Annotated in this window: 13 protein-coding genes; 10 read left to right on the top strand and 3 right to left on the bottom strand. The window is 48.8% G+C overall.

All coding sequences use genetic code 11. The features are described from left to right. Nucleotides 1-105 precede the first annotated feature (105 nt). The 4 genes from GC130_RS08555 to GC130_RS08545 all read left to right on the top strand — a co-directional run bounded on the left by GC130_RS08555 (nucleotide 106) and on the right by GC130_RS08545 (nucleotide 5530). On the top strand, nucleotides 106-1566 hold the full coding sequence (locus tag GC130_RS08555; protein ID WP_151997874.1) for an NAD(P)/FAD-dependent oxidoreductase: 1461 nt from the start codon (nucleotides 106-108) through the stop codon (nucleotides 1564-1566). Nucleotides 1567-1578: 12 nt separating this feature from the next. Then, nucleotides 1579-1713, top strand: coding sequence for a hypothetical protein (locus GC130_RS29070; protein WP_255471518.1), 135 nt, complete (start codon nucleotides 1579-1581; stop codon nucleotides 1711-1713). 233 nt (nucleotides 1714-1946) lie between these two features. Next, nucleotides 1947-4421, top strand: a complete 2475-nt coding sequence (locus tag GC130_RS08550; RefSeq protein ID WP_151997873.1) for a glycoside hydrolase family 9 protein — start codon at nucleotides 1947-1949, stop codon at nucleotides 4419-4421. A 26-nt stretch (nucleotides 4422-4447) separates the two neighbouring features. Continuing rightward, complete coding sequence (locus GC130_RS08545) at nucleotides 4448-5530, top strand: PAS domain-containing sensor histidine kinase (protein WP_201568280.1); 1083 nt, start codon at nucleotides 4448-4450, stop codon at nucleotides 5528-5530. Nucleotides 5531-5557: 27 nt separating this feature from the next. Here the strand turns inward: GC130_RS08545 and GC130_RS08540 are convergent, their stop codons facing one another. Continuing rightward, on the bottom strand, nucleotides 5558-7087 hold the full coding sequence (locus GC130_RS08540) for a SulP family inorganic anion transporter (protein WP_151997872.1): 1530 nt from the start codon (nucleotides 7085-7087) through the stop codon (nucleotides 5558-5560). A 262-nt stretch (nucleotides 7088-7349) separates the two neighbouring features. On the opposite strand from GC130_RS08540, the gene GC130_RS08535 reads away from it, so the two are divergent. From GC130_RS08535 to GC130_RS08510, 6 genes are all read left to right on the top strand, one after another. Beyond that, nucleotides 7350-8123, top strand: a complete 774-nt coding sequence (locus tag GC130_RS08535; RefSeq protein WP_151997871.1) for a sialate O-acetylesterase — start codon at nucleotides 7350-7352, stop codon at nucleotides 8121-8123. A 113-nt stretch (nucleotides 8124-8236) separates the two neighbouring features. Next, complete coding sequence (locus tag GC130_RS08530) at nucleotides 8237-9223, top strand: aldo/keto reductase (RefSeq protein WP_151997870.1); 987 nt, start codon at nucleotides 8237-8239, stop codon at nucleotides 9221-9223. Nucleotides 9224-9254: 31 nt separating this feature from the next. Next, nucleotides 9255-11072, top strand: coding sequence for a DUF885 family protein (locus GC130_RS08525; protein ID WP_151997869.1), 1818 nt, complete (start codon nucleotides 9255-9257; stop codon nucleotides 11070-11072). A 19-nt stretch (nucleotides 11073-11091) separates the two neighbouring features. Then, on the top strand, nucleotides 11092-11709 hold the full coding sequence (locus GC130_RS08520; protein ID WP_151997868.1) for a M23 family metallopeptidase: 618 nt from the start codon (nucleotides 11092-11094) through the stop codon (nucleotides 11707-11709). 130 nt (nucleotides 11710-11839) lie between these two features. Then, a complete protein-coding gene (locus GC130_RS08515) occupies nucleotides 11840-14083 on the top strand; it encodes a CehA/McbA family metallohydrolase (RefSeq protein WP_151997867.1) in 2244 nt (747 codons plus the stop codon). A gap of 266 nt (nucleotides 14084-14349) precedes the next feature. Then, entirely contained in the window at nucleotides 14350-15642 is a 1293-nt protein-coding gene (locus GC130_RS08510; protein ID WP_151997866.1) for a Gfo/Idh/MocA family protein, read from the top strand. A 186-nt stretch (nucleotides 15643-15828) separates the two neighbouring features. On the opposite strand, the gene GC130_RS08505 is transcribed toward GC130_RS08510, so the two are convergent. Next, complete coding sequence (locus tag GC130_RS08505; RefSeq protein ID WP_151997865.1) at nucleotides 15829-16962, bottom strand: sugar phosphate isomerase/epimerase; 1134 nt, start codon at nucleotides 16960-16962, stop codon at nucleotides 15829-15831. Between the two features lie 185 nt (nucleotides 16963-17147). Then, complete coding sequence (locus GC130_RS08500) at nucleotides 17148-19511, bottom strand: ABC transporter permease (protein WP_151997864.1); 2364 nt, start codon at nucleotides 19509-19511, stop codon at nucleotides 17148-17150. Between the last annotated feature and the right edge of the window lie 26 nt (nucleotides 19512-19537).

Below are 19537 nucleotides of genomic sequence, written 5' to 3'. Positions count from 1 at the left end.
CAGCTATCCAATATAACGATCAGCAAAAACAAACGACCAGCAGTGTAACAACAGTCACATACTTCCTTCTCTCCCCTGCCGATATTTAGGTAAAACATACCTGACATGGCAAAGATCGTTGTACTCGGGGCCGGTATTTCCGGCCACACTGCCGCCTCCTACCTGCGGCGTAAGCTCTCGAAGAAACATGAGGTGCTGGTGGTGTCGCCCAATAGCAACTACCAGTGGATACCCTCCAATATTTGGGTGGGTATCGGGCGAATGACCCGCAAGGACACTGTGTTCCCTCTGACTCCGCTCTACAAAAGGAAAGGCATCGGCTTCAAACAGGCCAAAGTGGTCACTTTCCATCCGGAAGGCGATGCTGAGGAAAGCATGCCTTTTGTGAAGGTTGAATACACTTCTGCAGACAAAAAAGGCCAGCAGGAAAAAGTCACTTACGACTATCTGGTCAACGCCACGGGGCCTAAGTTGGCTTTCGATATGACGGAAGGGTTAGTGCCCGGTACAAACAAAGCTTATTCCGTTTGTACGTACGACCATGCCGAGCATGCCTGGGAGGGTTTAAGAGCACTGATCGATAAGCTGAAAACCTCTGGTGAAAGAGCCAAAATCCTGATCGGGACCGGCCACGCCAAAGCCACCTGCCAGGGTGCTGCTTTTGAATACATACTCAACGTGGAGAAGGAGCTTGTCAGGTTTGGCGTTAGAGACAGGGTGGACATGACCTGGATATCAAATGAATATGCCCTTGGCGACTTCGGCATCGACGGCATGCTACTGAGCTATGGCAAGGACGTAATGAAGTCGAGCGACATGCTGGAAATGGTCTTCAGGGACAGAGGCATTCGCTGGATCACCGGAGCGGGCGTTACCAAAGTCGAAGACGGGAAAGCACACTACGAAAACCTCGACGGAGAGTATAAAACCGAGGAGTTTGACTTTGCCATGTTGATCCCAGCCTTTTCGGGTCATGGCTTCAAAGCTTACGACAAAGCGGGAGGCGATATCACCGACAAGCTTTTCAAGGGCTTCATGATTGTGGATGCCGACTACACACCCAGGCCCTACGAGGAATGGACGGTGCAGGACTGGCCGGAAACCTACCAGAACCCCTCCTACCCCAACATCTTTGCGCCAGGTATCGCCTTTGCTCCTCCTCACACCATCTCCAAACCAAGGAAAAGCAAAAACGGTACGGACATTTTCCCGGCACCTCCAAGAACAGGCATGCCTTCGGGCATCACCGCTAAGTTGGTGGCCGACAATATCATTGAATCAGTGAACAACGGGAAAATTACCCTGCCTCACAAAGGCTCAATGGGCAATATGGGTGCTGCCTGCATCGCCTCTGCTGGCTATGGTGCCACGCAAGGCATGGGCATCAGCATTACCACGTTTCCTATTGTTCCCGATTACAAAAAATACGGAGAAACCGGTGGAAGAGACGTCCACAAAACCTTTGGCGACATTGGGCTGGCAGGCCACTGGGTCAAGCTTACGCTGCACTATGCCTTCATCTACAAAGCTAAAATGAGACCTTTTTGGTGGTTGATACCTGAATAAAGAAACAAAGTCATGACACAGAAAATAACAAAATCGCAAAAAGCCAGGATGCAAAACCCAATCATCCAATTTTTCAAATACCTCTGGCTGAATATCAAAATCATAAGGATAGTGGCCCTGGGGCATGGTGGAACGAGAAAGGGCTAGCATCGTCTGTGATCTGCAAATGGTGAGCGTGGCTCTCTGAGGTAACTCAAGTGTCAGGTCACGCCAAAAACGATGTTAAATCCCTGAATTGATAAATTTTCAAAAATTAAATGTAGTTACACATAAAGGGTTGCTGCATTCCTTCTTATTTCCCTACTTTTATCCCCAGATACATAAATACTCAAAGTGAATTCTTTACTCTTTAGTATTCCCTTTACAACTCATAACGCTCCATGCTTAGAACAAGCTTACTATTCTTCCTTACACTTTTCACTTCTGTTTCTTTCGCCCAGCAGCAACTTCAAATTAACGAGCAAGGCTACTTCGACATGCAAGGCCTTAATGTTACTGTCTTTAGCGACATTTACCCCGATGGCCATCAAACAGGCGTCACTATTATCCAACATGGCAACCGGGTGGCTGCCAATGGCGATCTACGCCTCGAAGCATCGCCGGGACAATGGTCTCCTGTGCCCAAAGGAGGCGAGCTAACCATCGACAAGCAAGCAGGCACTATTTCCCAAAGACTTTGGTACCCTGATAGCAGTAAAAATCGCAAGGGATTCAATCCTATTTTGTACCCCGACCTAACCTTTGCCTACAGTGTGGAGGTGAAAGCCTTGCAGGGAAATACCTTCAGCGTGGTGGTACACCTCGACGAGCCCCTGCCCGCTGAGTGGATTGGCAAAGTAGGCTTTAATTTCGAGCTGTTTCCAGGCGACCTTTTTGGCAAATCGTGGATACTCGATCAGCAGACGGGCATCTTTCCTCAGCAGCCCAACGGGCCGGTGGCCGAAGAAGGTGGTGAGAATGTCACCCATGTGTTGGCTTCGGGCAAAAAACTTGTGGTGGCCCCTGAAGCTGATCTGCAACGCATCACTTTCACTTCCAATTCAGGCACGCTGGAGCTAAGGGATGGCCGGGCCAATCATAACAACGGCTGGTTCATAATAAGAGAAACCATACCGGCGGGCTCCTCCCAAAATGCTTTGCAATGGACAATTACACCCAATGTGGTGCCCAACTGGCAGTACAAACCGGTGGTGCAGGTGTCGCAGCTTGGCTACCACCCCAACCAGCCCAAGCAGGCGGTCATTGAACTTGATCCAAAAGACAATACGATAGCAGACCTTACACTTTTCAAACTCACCGAAAACGGCAGGCAATCTGTGAAGTCGGGTAAACCAACAGCCTGGGGGAATTTTCTTCGCTACAAATACCTGACCTTCGACTTTTCAGACATCAAAGAGCCGGGCATGTATGTTGCCAGTTATGGTGATATTGAAACCAATGCTTTCAAGATTGGGGCAGACACCTATGAACGCCATGCCTGGCAGCCCGTGTTGGAGTACTTCCTGCCAGTGCAAATGTGCCACATGCGGGTGAACGAAAAATACAGGGTTTGGCACGACTACTGCCACCTCGACGATGCGCTGATGGCACCCGTCGACACCAACCATTTCGACGGTTACATACAAGGCCCTTCCACATTGACCAAATTCGAGCCGCTGCAACCAGTCCCGGGCATTAACAAAGGCGGCTGGCACGATGCCGGCGACTTCGACCTGCGGGTGGAATCACAAATAGGCACGCTTTGGAACCTGGCCCTGATGATTGAAGAGTTTGGCCTCGACTACGACGCCACCATGATTGACCAGGAAACCAGGATCGTGGAAATCCACCAGCCCGATGGTACTTCCGATGCTTTGCAGCAGATTGAGCATGGTCTGGAAAGTGTGCTGGGAGGTTATCGTTCGCTGGGCAGGCTCTACCGTGGCATTATTTGCCCTACCCTGAGGCAATATGTGATGCTGGGAGATGCCACTGCTATGACGGACAACCTGGTGTACAATGCCTCACTGGGTAGTGGTGAAAGAACTGCGACGGAATCGGCTGTTATGGATGACCGGTGGGTGTTTACAGAAGAAAACCCACGCCGGGAGCTTTACGTCGCCGGCGGACTGGCTGCAGCTTCGAGGGTGCTGAAACAAAGCAATCCGGCGTTGGCGGAAGAAGCCCTGAAAGCAGCTCTCATGCTATATGAAAGTGCTGCTTCCGGCCCGAGAGTGGAAAGCGCAAAAATAGTTGCCTTGTCAGAACTCTTGCTCGCTACCCAAGACGAGAAATACAGCAAAGCGCTGGTTTCCATGCAAGAAGGTGTTGTGAAAGATATTGCCCGCAGCGGATGGGCCGTTGGCCATGCGCTGCCGGCCATCAAGGACAAGAAATTTCTAAAAGCGGTTAGCCAGGCTGTTGGGGAATACCAAACGAAACTGAAGGTCGAGCAAAAAGCCGACTCACCGTATGGGGTACCTTACAAACCCAATATTTGGGGGGCAGGGTGGAATATCCAGCGGTTTGGAGTCGAGCAGTATTTCTTCTACAAAGGTTGGCCTGAATTGTGTACTCCCGAGTTCTTCATCAATTCATTGAACTTTGTGCTGGGCGTTCATCCGGGCATCAACACCTCGTCTTTTGCCTCTGGCGTTGGATCCAAATCGGTGACGGTTGCTTATGGCGTGAACCGAGCCGACTGGTCATTTATTCCGGGAGGAGTCGCCTCCGGCACGGCCCTGATTCGACCTGACCTGCCAGAGTTGAAAGTATGGCCTTTCTTTTGGCAGCAAACAGAGTACGTAATGGGAGGAGGGTCTACCAATTATATGTTTTTGGTAATGGCCGTTGAAAATCTTTATAAAAATCAATAGTATTTCAGGAGATGATGATCCAAAATATGGATAAGGAACTGAACACAGCTCAAAAATTTAAGTTAGATCCCTTTTTTGAATTATCACCCTATTTACTTTGTGTTGCTGGCTACGACGGTTATTTCAAAAGAGTGAACCCTGCCGTGTGCAAGCTGCTAGGCTACAGCCAGGAGGAACTGCTGCAAAAGCCTATCAGTGATTTCATCTACCACGACGACAAACATCTTACCAAAGTCCATCGGGACTCCCTCATAAGAAATGTGCCCCTGCTGGATTTCGAGAATCGATATGTGACCAAAGGCGGGGAAGTAGTTTGGCTTTCATGGAATTCTATGCCCTATGACTCGGAACAGTTGGTATATGCCATTGCAAAAAATATTACCCACAAAAAAAGGATTGAAGAAGGAAGAGAAGCATTGCTGGCCGACCTGGCTGAGGCAAACAAAGACCTGAAGCAGCTAAATTATACTACCTCTCATGACTTAAGATCCCCCGTCAACAATCTCCTTACAATAGTTGAATTGCTGGACAACTCAAATATTCAAAGCAAAGTCGCACTTGAGCTAATTCCTATCCTTAAAGCCGCTACGGAAAATCTCAATCAAACGCTGAATGACTACCTGAACATAATCAGCCAAAAAGAGAGCCAGACTGCACCCATCGAAGAACTTGACCTGAAGGAAGTGTTGAGTACCGTAGTCAATTCTATCAATTCTTTGGCGAAAAATGCCAATGTTCAGTTTAAAATCGACTTTTCGGAAGTAACACATATCAAATTCAACAGGGCCTATCTGGAGAGCGTGTTCCTGAACCTGATCACCAATTCGATCAAGTACCGGAGACTTGATGTGGTACCGGTAATCTCTATTTCGACTACCAGATCGCACAACACAAACCAACTTGTCTTTTCAGACAACGGGCTTGGGTTTGACATGAACAAGGTAAAAGGAAAGATATTCGGGCTTCACCAGCGTTTTCATAACCATAGCGACAGTAAAGGCATAGGCCTTTACTTGGTTCACAGCCATGTAACCAGCCTTGGCGGAAACATCGAAGTCGAGAGTGAGGTCAATAAGGGGACTAAGTTTACCATTTCATTCAACGAGTGAAATGGTAGCAATCACCTCGCCTCCATCTCAAATGGTATCCACGGCCACTTTGTAGGTGGGATCCTCCATCACATTCACATCGATAAGCTGATCAGCATTTTGCAGCAGTTGTTTGCAGTCGGGGCTTAAGTGTTTCAGGTGAAGTTTCTTACCTACCTTCTGGTAACGTTCTGTGATCTTATTCAAAGCTTCTATGGCTGACATGTCTACCACCCGGCTCTCCGCAAAGTCGATAATGACCTCGTCAGGGTCATTGGATACATCAAATTTTTCATTGAACGCAGACACCGAGCCGAAAAAAAGTGGCCCATATATTTCATAGTGTTTTACGCCATTCGCATCGATGCTTTTTCTTGCTCTGATCCTTTTAGCGTTATCCCAGGCAAAGACCAATGCGGCGATAATGACACCAACCAACACCGCCAAGGCGAGATTGTGCAGAAACACAGTCACGAGCGTTACCATTACCATCACGAAGATGTCGGACTTAGGCATTTTATTGAATGTTCTCAAACTGGCCCACTCAAATGTGCCGATTGACACCATGATCATCAAACCGGTAAGAGCCGCCATAGGGAGCTTCTCCACCAGACCGGCACCAAACATGATGAATACCAAAAGCATCACGGCAGCCACAATGCCGGACAAGCGAGCCCTGGCACCTGAAGAAACGTTGATAAGGCTTTGGCCAATCATGGCACAGCCTCCCATGCCAGAAAACAAACCCGACAGGATGTTGGCCGTGCCCTGAGCTACCGCTTCTTTGTTGCCCCGTCCCCTTGTTTCGGTAATTTCATCGACGATGTTGAGCGTAAGGAGGCTTTCGATCAGTCCCACCCCGGCCACTATGGCAGCATAGGGAAAAATGATGGCCAGCGTTTCGAGTGAAAAGGGAACTGAGGGCAAGTGAAACGGGGGAAAACCGCCTTGTATAGAGGCTATGTCACCCACCGTTTTGGTATCAATACCAAAGATGGCCACGATACCAAAGACCACGAGGATAGCCGTAAGTGCTGCGGGAATAGCCTTTGTAATTTTCGGCAAGCCCCAAATGATCAGCATGGTTAACAACACAAAACCTAACAGAATATACAAAGATGGGCCGGTCAGCCAGTGACCTGAAGCATCTTTAAACTGATCAAGCTGCGACATGAAAATGATAATGGCCAGGCCGTTCACAAAACCAAAAATAACCGGGTGTGGCACCAGGCGCATGAACTTGCCCAGGCGCAGAAAACCAGCGGCTAGCTGAATAATACCAGCGAGGATCACAGTGGCAAAAACGTATTCTACCCCATGCGACACCACCAGCGAAACAATCACTACCGCAACGGCTCCTGTAGCCCCGGAAATCATACCGGGCCTTCCACCGAAAATAGATGTAATCAGGCCCATGACAAATGCTGCGTAAAGCCCTGTGAGAGGAGACAACCCGGCTATTAAAGCAAAAGCCACTGCCTCTGGCACAAGAGCCATGGCTACTGTAAGACCTGATAAAACTTCAGTTTTGTAATTGACCTTTTGGGAGAGGTCGAATAGGTTAAAATACTTCTTCATTAAAGTTTGGTAAATGGCTTCTCACCCGGGAAATAGTCACCCAGGGATGAAATCAATATATTGTATTAGGAATTTATGGCTGGGCGTTAAGCAGGTAGTAGGTTTGCCCTCTATCATTTTCGGACTGCAAAGGTAGGGATAATCCTTTTCATTCGAATCATTGACCAAGAAAATCGCTCGCTTAGCATTTGTCCACAGCCTTGTCGGTGTAGAACAGGCGCTTTTCGTATATTGAACCTTCGTCTAACACAACCGAGCAACCATGAATGTTACCCACCTGAAGCTACTCCTTTTTGTCTGCGTTATCACCATCTTACATGCCTGTCAGAGCCAAAAACCCCAAACCTGGGTTTTCATCATGGCAGGGCAGTCGAATATGGCAGGGCGTGGTATAGTTGAGCCCCAGGATACGGTGACCAATCCAAGAATACTTACTATTGACTCTCTTGGGAAGGTAATCAAAGCCAAAGAGCCACTGCATTTTTACGAACCAAGCAGGGTAGGTCTTGACTGCGGCTTGGCGTTTGCCAAGACCCTGCTACCAAAGGTACCAGACAACGTCACCATCATGATTATTCCGACTGCCGTCGGTGGCAGTTCAATGTCGCAATGGCTGGGTGATTCGCTTTATCGAAATGTGAAGCTACTTTCTAACTTCAAAGAAAAGGTAGCGATTGGAAAGCAGCATGGAGAGATCAAAGCGATACTGTGGCACCAGGGAGAAAGCGACGCCAACGAAAGGTCAATAGAAGCCTATCCGAGCAAAATCCCTCAGTTGTTGGCCACTTTCCGGTCTATTGTGCAAAACGACTCATTGCCAGTGCTGATGGGAGAGCTGGGAAGCTATTCTAATAACAACGATTATTGGCAAATGGTGAATACGGCGATCCGTGAATATGCCACCACCGACCAAAATGTGTCGGTGATTGGCACCCAGGACTTGATTCACAAAGGAGACACCGTGCATTTCAATTCCGCCGGGCAAAGGGAAATTGGGAAGAGGTTTGCCAATGCCTATAGGAGAATGGTTAAGTAGAGGCATATAAATTTTTCGGTCTTTTTACCCCATACCCCAAAGGAAGGAGACCGGAAAATTCTCCAACAACGGTAACAGTGAACCCTTTTCTATTAAAAAATGAGCGACAGTACATGAACTACAGAACTTTAGGCAAAACCAACTTCAATATCTCAGAAATCGCACTGGGCACCTGGCAGGTGGGTGGTAAATGGGGCTCGCCATTTAACGATGCCGAAGCTGATAAAATCATCAATACGGCTATCGATCGAGGCGTCAACTTCATTGACACAGCCGATGTCTACGAAAACGGCCTGAGTGAAACTGCCGTGGGGCGGGTGGTGCGCTCCAGGTCAGAGAGGATTTACGTAGCCAGCAAATGCGGCAGACAAATCAGCCCGCACACTAACGAAGGCTATCAACCCAAGGTGCTCCAGAAGTTTGTGGAAGACAGCCTCAGGCGAACAGGTCTGGAAGCGCTGGACTTGATTCAGCTGCATTGCCCTCCTACTGAGGTCTACTATCGCCCCGAAATATTTGAGCTTTTTGACCGACTGAAAGGGCAGGGGAAAATTCTCAATTTGGGCGTCAGCGTTGAAAAAGTGGAAGAAGCGTTGAAAGCCATTGAGTACGACAATGTGGCGACTGTGCAGATCATCTTTAACCTGTTTCGTCAGCGGCCTTCAGAGCTGTTTTTCAAAGAAGCTAAAAGAAGGAATGTCGGCATCATTGTGAGGGTTCCACTGGCCAGCGGCTTGCTCACCGGCACCTACCATGCAAAAACAACTTTCGAAGCAGGAGACCATCGGAACTTTAACCGAAACGGAGAAAAATTCGACAAAGGAGAAACCTTCTCCGGCATTAACTATGACCTGGGCCTGAAAGCCGTCGATGAACTAAAGGCACTATTTCCCGGCGTGACCAATCTGGCACCGATAGCGCTTAGGTGGATACTTGGCTTTGAGGAAGTAAGCTGCATTATTCCCGGCGCATCGAAGGTTGAGCAGGTGTTGTCCAATTTATCCACCTACGACACGCCGCCACTTACAACAGCGCAGGTAATGGCGATGAACAAAATTTATGAAGTATACATCAAAAAAGAGGTGCACCAATTGTGGTGAGTACCCATTTCCGAAGCACTAAATCAACTTTATGAAGTCAATTAATGCCTGTTTTTTCGCAATGTTGCTAATTGCTGGTAGCTGCTCAAGCCCAAAACCCACTCAGCCACCAGGCCCCAACCCTGCCGTCGACAGCCTATTCGAAGCCTACAATCAATTCAAGCTTCGGATCAACCCTATTGAGGCAACCAAAGCTGGCGTGTCGGAATATAACGACAAGGTAGCCAACTTCATTGCTGACGACTACCAGGAAGACCTTATAGAGAACTACACCCATTTTCTCGAGGCGCTTAGTGAATACGACTCCACCACGGTGAGCCCGTCGCAGTGGATGAGCATGCAGGTGATGGCCTGGGACTGTGACATTAAGCGGGAAGGCCTCACCAACAAGATTGTGACCATGGCATCGCCGATCTACAATTTGCCCAACTTCGAGCTCATGCCCGTCCTTCAAATCCAGTCGCTGCACCTTTACTTTTCGCAGCTGGCCGGGGGGCAAAGTGTACAGCCTTTCAACACAGTGCAAGACTATGACAACTGGCTTAGGCGGATTGATGCGTACCTGCCCTTCCTCGATACCTGCATAGTGAAAATGAAAGAGGGCATCGCCACGGGTGTCGTGCCTCCCAAAACGCTTATTAAGAAAACGATTCCTCAGCTGGATGGCTTTATCAATGACCCGCTGTCCGATCACTTGTATTACGCCCCTATTCGCCAGATGCCTGAGAGCTTTTCATCAGAAGAGAAGGAAAGGCTCGCCAGCGCTTACAGCGACGCCATTCAAAACAAGCTCAAACCGAAGTACAAAGAGCTGCAAGACTTTCTCTTGGATAGCTATTTGCCTGCTGGCACAGAGACCTCGGGTCTTGGGGCTTTACCCAATGGTCCCGAAACGTACAACTACCTGTTGAGGCTGCACACCACCACCAACCTGACGGCTGACGAGATTCATGAGTTGGGCAAAAGTGAAGTAAAAAGGATTTTGGCTGAAATGGAAAAAGCGAAAGCTGCGACCGGCTTTGAAGGCGACCTGAAGGCCTTCTTTGAGCATGTGCGTACCAGCAAAAGCCAAATGCCTTACACCGAACCAGAGCAGGTGATTGCCAGTTTCAACACAATAAGGGCACGTGTCGAAGCCAGACTGGTGGAGGTATTTGACCTGAAGCCCAAAGCCACTTTCGAAGTGCGAAGAACGGAAGCGTTTCGGGAAGCCTCGGCTAGCGCAGAATATGTGCCAGGCAGCAAAGATGCGACGAGACCAGGTACTTTTTATGTGCCTATTCCAGACGTAACAGCTTACAACAAGTTCTCCGACGAGGCCCTGTTTCTGCACGAGGCAGTTCCCGGCCACCACTACCAGCTTTCGCTGCAGCAGGAAAACGCTAGTCTGCCTGAATTTCTACACCCCGAAAGCCTCGGTGTGTTTGTGGAGGGGTGGGCCTTGTATGCCGAGTCGCTGGGCAAAGAGCTTGGCCTGTATGACGACCCGTATCAGTACTTTGGCATGCTGAGCATGGAAATGCACCGGGCGATCCGGCTGGTAGTCGACACCGGTATCCATGCTAAAGGCTGGACGAGAGAAGAAGCGATACAATATTCGCTCGACAATGAAGCAGAATCCGAAGCCTCCATTATTGCGTCCATCGAGCGCTACATGGCCACACCCGGGCAGGCCGTTTCGTACAAAATAGGTCAGCTGAAAATTCAGGAGTTGAGAAAAAAGGCTGAGGCCACTCTTGGTGATAAATTTAGCATCAGGGAGTTTCACAATCAGGTGTTAAACTCAGGGAGTTTGCCCCTGGTTCTTCTGGAAAAGAAAATCAATGGCTGGATGGAGAAAATCAGGTAACTGATTGATAATAGAAACAATGAATACCGTATCAAATATCAGTCTATCCGTGCTACTATCAGTTTTCGCTTTACTCAGAAGTGAAGGCAACTTTTTTATACCTCTCCAAGCGATCGACCGAAGTTCAACGAATTCCATAGTGCTGACCGACATTGGCGAATTCGGCTTGCTGAGAAATGAAAGACCCAGCATTCCGGCGCATTATCACACTGGCATTGATATCAAAAGACCTTCGGACAACTATATCAGCGAACCCATTTTCGCCATCAGTGAAGGTGTTGTAATCAGCAAACGGACAGACGGGCCTTATGCCCAACTAATTATTGAGCACCAGGATGAAAGGGGGAAATTTTGGACTCTCTACGAACACATCGCTGGTATTGAGGTAGAGCTTTATCAACCAGTAACTCCCGACAAACCAATAGCACGGTTCATGAACAAAATGGAGCTGGATAAATATGGCTGGCAGTTTGACCACTTTCATTTTGAAGTATTGAAAGTGGCACCTATTCCCCTCCAAAAAGACAGAACGAAACCAGAAAGGCATTTTTCTTCATATACATTGGTTTGCTATACCCGAGAGGACTTGAGAAAGTACTTTCATCATCCTTTGGAGTTTTTGAGCGAGCGGTTATAACCGAATGCTGTAGCAATAGCTTCAGGATTGCCGTTTTGTCAATTCTGCAAATGGCGGAAGAACTGATGGCCGAGAGTCCGTCAATTTTTTCTATTTTTATTGAACACCCAAAGTCAAGCATCTCTCAACTATGGCAAAGCCTACCCCTGTACTGCTGTTCCTTTTTGTTTTTTGTTTTAACACTAATACTCCCACGGAAGCACACCCCAGGCACTCCGACCCCGTGCTGGCAGAACTGAACGATTACCTCATGGCCATACAACTCCTGAGGATTGACGACCCAGCTGCGGCACGGTTGTTCAATATCTGGGATGAGCTTAGGGTAGCATCGTGGCAGATCCGTGAGTTGACCGATGAGCAAAACCTGCTAATGGTTGACAGCAAGGTAATGAAGCAAATAGGCACAACCAGGGCTAAGCAAAAGCAGCTTTTGGAAGAATGTCGAGGCTACTTTGCCGGAATGGCCCGCAAAGGTCCTTCGTTAAATGTGGTGATTGATCAGTCGGTCAAAAGCTCGTCAGAAGCACCGGTAGTAAATGTGCAAGTCGGGCATTTCAAGGTAGTGGTTATCGAAATTGAAAATCGCCGGAGCATGGCCACAAAACTAGTCATGAAAGCCGATTTGAGCGATGAGATATTGTTTTGGAATAAGACCATCACCCTGGCTCCGGAGTCAATTGGCTACACCTTTGCCGTTTGCACGCCGCTCACTGAGAAGGCATTGACTCAAACCATACAAATAAGCGATAGTCTTGGAAACAAGGCGTCAGCCACCATACGGATGCAGGGTATGCCCATGCAGGATCCTCCATTTTCGCTGCTCCCTGCCAACAATGCGTACAAGGTAGTGCTTCCTGCACCTGGGCGGTCACCCGCCAAAAGAGATGCCCCATTTAAAGAGGGAATCAAATTCACAATTACCGATAAGCTTAGCGGCCAACCGCTGGCCACTCGTATTGAGGTGAAAGACGCTGCAAACAAAAGCTATTGGACGCCCATTAAAGGGCCTTCCTACGCTGTAGGCCGAAACGAAAACGATGGCTGGAGGTCCATTTTTTGGGAATATCAGCCAGGCCCATACTTCTATATCGATGGCAAAGCGGAGCTCGGCGTGCCACCAGCGGGGAAAACAGCCACCTTCTATCATGGCTTTGAGTACAACCCAGTGACAGTAAAAGTGCCCGAAAATGGCGTTGTGGAAGTAGCCATGGAACGCTGGATCAACATGCCAGCGCTGGGCTGGTATTCGGGCCAAACGCACATCCACACCACCGACGTGGGCATACCGGTTCAATTCAGCAAATACTGGCCACTGATCTCCAAAAGTGAAGACCTCAATGTGTCGGCCATCCTGACGCTGAAAGGTGAATGGGAAACGCACGCCATTTATGCCAACGAATTTCCCATGGGCGAAAGGAAGGCTTTTAGTACAGCGGAGCATTTGATCACCTATGGAGAAGAGTTTCGAAACAACCCCTATGGTCATCTGGCCTTTCTGGGGCTAAATGAACTGATTCAACCTATTAGCTCAGGTGCTGTAGGTGAGCTGGGTGGCCCCGATTATCCACCCAATTCATATATTCTGGATGAAGCCATCGAGCAGGGCGCCACCACTATTGCCGCCCATTTTGGAAACTTCAAAGGCACTGACCAAATCAAAACGCCCTGGCCTTCCTCCGGATTTGAGATGCCGGTTGATATTGCATTGGGCAAGATCCAAATGGCAGAAATAGCCGGCAACGGAGGGCAGCTCGATATCTGGTACGACATCCTCAATTGTGGCTTCAGAATACCCGCCACCGCCGGGCCCGACTGGATCATCAAAGATACGCCAAGGGTGTATGTGAACCTGGAAGACGAGCCCTTCACATTAGACAACTGGCGAAAAGGCTTGCAGCAAGGAAAAAGCTTTATTACCAACGGCCCTATGCTCTTTTTCACCGTGAATGGCGAGCAGCCCGGAAGTGTATTGAAAGCTGGCAAAACGCCAGCAACCTTTGAGGTGATGACAGAGGCGCTCACTCCCAAAGGAAATGTGCCCGTAGAGATTGTCTTCAACGGCAATATGCTTGCCAGCACTACTGATAAGGTTACAAAAATTACGCTGGAAGACTCCGGCTGGCTGGCCATCAGGTGTGGGGGAGCTCACTCAAATCCGGTGTATGTTGACTTTGACGGCAGGCCCGCTGGCTACGCCGAACCAGCACAAAGATTCATTGCTATCATCGACCGGCTCGCCGAATGGGTAGAAACAAAAGGCCTTTTCTATGAAGCCGACCAAAAGAAGGTTGTGCTGGAAGAGCTCAACAAAGGAAAAGCAGTATATGGTAAAATAATTGAACAGGCAGAAAGACTGGGAAGGAAGATAGAGTAGGTACCAACCTAGGGAGCAAAAGCTTCCTCTCACCAAAGTGGCCTGCAAACGCTTCGCTCAGTCATTGAGAAATTGGGCGATGCGCCTGCAAGAGATGTACACGAAAGCTTCATCGTGTATCCGGTCACATTACCTCAATCCATTCCATTCTGCCAAAAGTGAAGCCCTGGTGCCAGACAGTCGATTATTTGATAACTGGACGGGCCTGATGATGGATAAACCAATTAAAAAACCAAAATTAGGGTGTTGAAACAAATTATACTCTCATGAAAAGAAGACTCTTCCTCAAAAATACTGCACTAGCTGCCTCCTCTATCGCTTTCTTGTCCTCTTCCTCCTGGGCCAGGGTCAAGATCGACCGGCTCAGAACTGCCCATATTGGCGTAGGAGGCATGGGAGGCGAAGACCTCAAGTCCATCTCATCGCACAAGTTGGTCGACGTAACTGCCCTTTGCGATGTAGACGCCAACAACCTGGCGGCGGCCAATAAACTCCATAAAGGGGCCAAAGTATTTACGGACTACCGAAAGCTGTTTGACGAAATAGGCAAAAGTATCGATGCGGTGATCGTGTCAACGCCTGACCATACCCATGCGCCCGCCTCCATACTGGCCATGCAAATGGGCAAGCCCGTGTATTGCCAAAAGCCCCTGACTCATCACGTGTCTGAAGCCAGGGCCATGCGCAAAATGGCTGAAGACAACAAACTGATCACCCAAATGGGCATACAGATTCACTCCTGGAATCAGTACCGTGGCACTGTTGACCTGATCCAGTCAGGCATTATTGGGAAAGTGCAGACCGTGAGGGCGTGGTCCAACAAAAACTGGGGCTTCGACGGCCCTGCACCTACAGGTAGCGACCCTGTGCCAACCACACTGGACTGGAATCTGTGGCTGGGAACTGCGCCTGAAAGAGCTTACAAAGAGGGCTATTATCACCCTGGCAACTGGAGAAAAATACTTGACTTTGGCTGCGGCACCCTGGGCGATATGGGCGTTCATATTTTCGACACCCCCTACACTGCCCTGGCGCTGGACGTGCCCAAGACCATTACCACAAGTTGCCGAAAGCCAACAGGCTTTGGCCACCCCGAAAAGAACGTAGTAACCTACGAATTTCCAGCTACGAAATTCACCACTAAGAACTTCAAGTGGGTATGGTACGACGGCGTAGATGCGCCTGACAGTCATGAAGAGCTGGCAATGCCGGGTGTCGATAAACTTCCGGATCAGGGTGCCATGTTTGTTGGTGAAAAGGGAAGACTACTTCTGCCGCATATCGACTACCCAAAACTGATTGTTGAAGGTAAATACGAAAAGGTGGACTTCCCCGATCTGCCTAAAGCAGATCACTATCACCAGTTTGTTGATGCCTGCCTTGGTAAGGACAAAACCAGTGCGCCATTCTCATATGCGGCCCGATTAACGGAGGCCATCCTTTTGGGAGTTGTTGCCAATCGATTCCCAAATGAGACCTTGCATTGGAACAATGGAACGCAGCAATTCGATGAAGCAAGGGCCAATAAGCTGCTGGAAGCACCTTACAGGAAGTTTTAAGTTGTGACAATTTTGGCAAGTCCATCCTTGTGACCCAACTGTCATGAGGATGGATTTTTAGTTTTATCTTGCGCACACAATTTCATGGTGGAAGTCAGCCAGCAAGAACCCTGATTCTTGATATAAGGGCTTATTTGTCGCAACGCAAATAAGTTCCTCCTCTCTATGACTACCTTTTTAACTCCCCTAAGACAAATCGTTCATCGACACGATCTTCAAATCCTCCCTTCTCGGCTGCTTCAACGGTGCGCTTTTGCCTCGATCATACACATAACCCTTATCTGACAGCGGCCAAAGCATCGGTGCCAAAAACAATAAACTGGCTTTGTACCCCTGCATGATGGCACCTTCATTTCCAGTAGCTTTCGAAAGCTTGGCTTCGTTTTCCATCTCATAAGGGCCATTGAAACCTTTTTCATTCAGCACATCCACAAACTTCCGCCAGTCCATCGAGTCCGAGCCGCCAAAGCCCGGCATCATGGCTTCATAGTTATGCCTGTCCCAGCTGTGGCCTGGAACAGGAACCCCAGCCCTGGCAGCAAGTTCTTTGTTCACAGCCTGCATCGGATACATCGCCCCCCAATGCGTACGGGTGGCATTGTCAAGGTTTCTGGTAGCTTTTACATGGAGGCGATGAAGCCGGGTGATGTCCATCGCTTTGATTACTTCTGTAGGGTCAATGTTCTGCCACACGTCATGCGAGGGGTCATAGATTTCGCCATGCGCTTTGCTGGGAATCAGCTCGTACATCAACTTGCGGGCCGCAAGTACGCCCGGGAGATTGTTGAACGTCCCTGTGAAGTCTTCAGATCGCCACCCTTCCATAGGGCAGTTTTCATACAGAATGGTCACTCCCAGGTCTTCAGCGTATTTCACAATTGGAGTGAAAACTCGAGAATACTCATCCAGGTTTTTCTGGAAGCCACCTTCAGTATTCCCCATCTCGTGGTTATAGCCAACGAAGGTGCCCACCTTCACATCGTTTTCATCACCTCCAAGCAAATGGGCTATTCGGATCAATTTGAGAAGGTGATTTTGGTTATTCACCCTTTCTGCTTCGTCTCCTCCTATCAGGTTTTCAAAAGCTCCGATAGACAGCTTCAATTGATGGGTATTGAACAGGTCAATGATGCGGCTAGCTTCCTCAGTCCCAAAGTTTTCGTAGTCCAAATGAGTAGCCACATGGTCCTGGCGGGTGCCGTCTCTTCGAAATACACAAAGATCGAGGCCCTGCACGCCTACTTCTTTAGCTCTTTCAATGATTTGCTCCAGCTTCAGGTAATCGAAGGCGGAGGTCATAAACCATAGTTGATTGTTCATTGGGCGGAGTTGTTGGTTAACAGATTTGCCAGAATACTGAATGTCAGTCTGAGTCTGTCGAAGACGGTTTTACTAAATACTTCGACAAGCTCAGTATGACATTTCGTTCCTTAAAAAACATCGAACGATGGCTAAAAGTAACCAACAAGCCAATAAATCAAAAGGCATCCTCGCTCAGTGGTTGGTCATTCATGTCTCAACACATCTGCCGGATTGGTAGTGGCGCTGCTGATCGACTGGTACAAAATGGTGGTAAGGGTGATGCCCAGGGTAAGCAATGCCACTGCCGCTAGCATGATCGGCTGGACTGTGATGCGATAGGCATATTCTTCCAGCCACAAATTCATTAGCCAATAACCCACCGGCAGACCAATGATATTGGCAACGATGACCCAGCCAAGAAACCTTTTGGAGAAAGCGAAGATGATTTGTTGCATGGTCGCCCCCAACACTTTTCGCAAGCCTATTTCTTTACGCATTTGTGCCGCCACAAAAGAGGCCAGCCCAAACAACCCGATACAGGAAATCAGAATGGCTATCACCGAGAACGAGGTAAACAACTGACTTACTTGTGCTTCTTTTTCGTACTCTTCATTGAACTCCTGATCAAGAAACGAATAGTCGAAAGGCTGGTTAGGCACAGCCTCTTCCCAAATGGTTTGCATGCTGGCCAGCGATGCCTGCAAGTTTGCACCCGATATCCTGGCAATGACATTGTTACTTCGCCGTGGGCTCAGAGAAATCACCTGCGGGCTGATTTTGGCATTCATTTTCTCGAAATGATAATTTTTGGCCACGCCAATGATCTTCCCTTCGTTTTTCCACAGCCTGAACCTTTCCCCCACCAGCTCTTCCGGCGATCTGCCAATCAGCTCAGCCATGGCCTCATTGATCACCACGTTCATCGTATCAGTGGAAAACTCTCTCGAATGCGCTCGACCAGCCAGCAGATCAATGCCCAGCGTTTGAAGGTAGTCATACCCCGTGTTGATGAAATAAATGTTGACATCCATTTCCGGGTCTTTGCCCTCCCAATCCATATTGCTTGTTGAGTATCCACCATTCACAGGCACCTGGTCGGCGATGGTCAGTCTCACTATGTCAGGAAAGCGGGCGGCACCGGCCTCCAGTGTTTTATATGGACCCAGTGGGTCGCCCTTCATCGTAAGGTAAATGACATTCTCGAGCTTGTACCCAAGGTCCTTATTTTTCATGAAGGAAAGCTGCTTGTTCACCACAATCGTGGAAAGGATAAGCACAGTAGAAAGCGTAAATTGAAGGATGACCAGCACTTTCCGAAACAAGCCCCCCTGTAACTTCACGGTGCCTTTCAGCACGTCAACTGGCTTAAATGAGGAAAGGTAAAAGGCCGGATAAATACCAGCGAACAGGCCTGTGATCCCAACAATCGCCGCCAGGCCAATCACAAATGTAGCATCCACATCTGTCCACAGCAGCTGCTTGCCCGACGCCTGATTGAACCAGGGCAACAGCACAGCAGCCAGGCCAACGGCCACAATGGAAGAAACCAATGCCAGCACCATTGACTCCATCAGGTACTGGCCAATCAGCTGATTCCTCATGGCGCCGACGGACTTCCTTACCCCAATCTCCCTGGCCCTTTTCATCGCCCGGGCCGTAGCCAGGTTAGTAAAATTGATGCAGGCTATGAGCAGGATGAAAATGGCCGCCACCACAAATATTCTTAAGTAGGTTTTAGGATCGTTCTTTCCATTGAGAGCCGACAGGTGCAGGTCTGCGAATGGCAAAAGAAATAATTCTACGTTGGATCCTTCATTGTTAGTTTTTACCTCATCTCTGAATGTGGTGGCCAATGCCTCTGCGTTGGTGCCATCAGCTAGCTTTACATATGTTCTGAGGGCATTGGAGCCCCAGTCTGTTTCTATCCAGCTGCCCCATCTATCGGCCAGGAAATGAAAGGGGACAACAGCATGAAACTGCAAACCTGACTGGCGGGGAGGGTTTTCGACCACGCCACTCACGGCCACGTTCCACTTGTCGTCGAGACGAATTGTTTGCCCTACCACCTCCTGCTGCTGCCAGTCGTTGCCAAAATACTTGACGGCCAGGTCTCTCGTAATAACTATGGTAGCCGGGTCAGTGAGGAGGGTTTCTCTATTCCCCTTTAAGACAGGAAATGAAAAAACGTCAAAGAAACTCTGATCGGTCATGTATACCTGGTCTTCATTTACCAACAAGTCTCCGACATTGACCGTAAAGTTGGCCCACGTAAAGCGCACAGCGTGCGCTATTTCGGGGTATTTCTCCTGTAGAGCCGGTGCCAGTGGCCCTGGGGTGACGTAGGAATAAAAACTTTGGCTGCTGTTTGAATATTCCTGATGTTCATACACATAGTAGATGTTCTCGATCTTCTCATGAAACTTGTCAAAAGAGAGCTCGTCCTTCACCCACAGGAGAATGAAAAGGGCAGTTGTGAGCCCAACAGAAAGCCCGAGGATGTTGACAATGGAAAACAGGTGGTCTCTGCGGAGAACCCGCAGCGCAATAGTAAAATAGTTTTTGACCATGGCAGTGATGAGTTTTTTGGACTACT

It is taken from the genome of Imperialibacter sp. EC-SDR9 (genome assembly GCF_902498805.1).
GTDB lineage: Bacteria > Bacteroidota > Bacteroidia > Cytophagales > Cyclobacteriaceae > Imperialibacter.
This window is presented reverse-complemented; position numbering and strand designations above follow the sequence as displayed.

What these genes read in the sequence shown, in the direction of transcription:
- GC130_RS08550 (WP_151997873.1), top strand. Translation starts at nt 1,947, where the DNA reads ATGCTTAGAACAAGCTTACTATTCTTCCTTACACTTTTCACTTCTGTT.
- GC130_RS08500 (WP_151997864.1), bottom strand. Translation starts at nt 19,511, where the DNA reads ATGGTCAAAAACTATTTTACTATTGCGCTGCGGGTTCTCCGCAGAGAC.
- GC130_RS29070 (WP_255471518.1), top strand. Translation starts at nt 1,579, where the DNA reads ATGACACAGAAAATAACAAAATCGCAAAAAGCCAGGATGCAAAACCCA.
- GC130_RS08530 (WP_151997870.1), top strand. Translation starts at nt 8,237, where the DNA reads ATGAACTACAGAACTTTAGGCAAAACCAACTTCAATATCTCAGAAATC.
- GC130_RS08520 (WP_151997868.1), top strand. Translation starts at nt 11,092, where the DNA reads ATGAATACCGTATCAAATATCAGTCTATCCGTGCTACTATCAGTTTTC.
- GC130_RS08535 (WP_151997871.1), top strand. Translation starts at nt 7,350, where the DNA reads ATGAATGTTACCCACCTGAAGCTACTCCTTTTTGTCTGCGTTATCACC.
- GC130_RS08515 (WP_151997867.1), top strand. Translation starts at nt 11,840, where the DNA reads ATGGCAAAGCCTACCCCTGTACTGCTGTTCCTTTTTGTTTTTTGTTTT.
- GC130_RS08540 (WP_151997872.1), bottom strand. Translation starts at nt 7,087, where the DNA reads ATGAAGAAGTATTTTAACCTATTCGACCTCTCCCAAAAGGTCAATTAC.
- GC130_RS08505 (WP_151997865.1), bottom strand. Translation starts at nt 16,962, where the DNA reads ATGAACAATCAACTATGGTTTATGACCTCCGCCTTCGATTACCTGAAG.
- GC130_RS08545 (WP_201568280.1), top strand. Translation starts at nt 4,448, where the DNA reads ATGGATAAGGAACTGAACACAGCTCAAAAATTTAAGTTAGATCCCTTT.
- GC130_RS08510 (WP_151997866.1), top strand. Translation starts at nt 14,350, where the DNA reads ATGAAAAGAAGACTCTTCCTCAAAAATACTGCACTAGCTGCCTCCTCT.
- GC130_RS08555 (WP_151997874.1), top strand. Translation starts at nt 106, where the DNA reads ATGGCAAAGATCGTTGTACTCGGGGCCGGTATTTCCGGCCACACTGCC.
- GC130_RS08525 (WP_151997869.1), top strand. Translation starts at nt 9,255, where the DNA reads ATGAAGTCAATTAATGCCTGTTTTTTCGCAATGTTGCTAATTGCTGGT.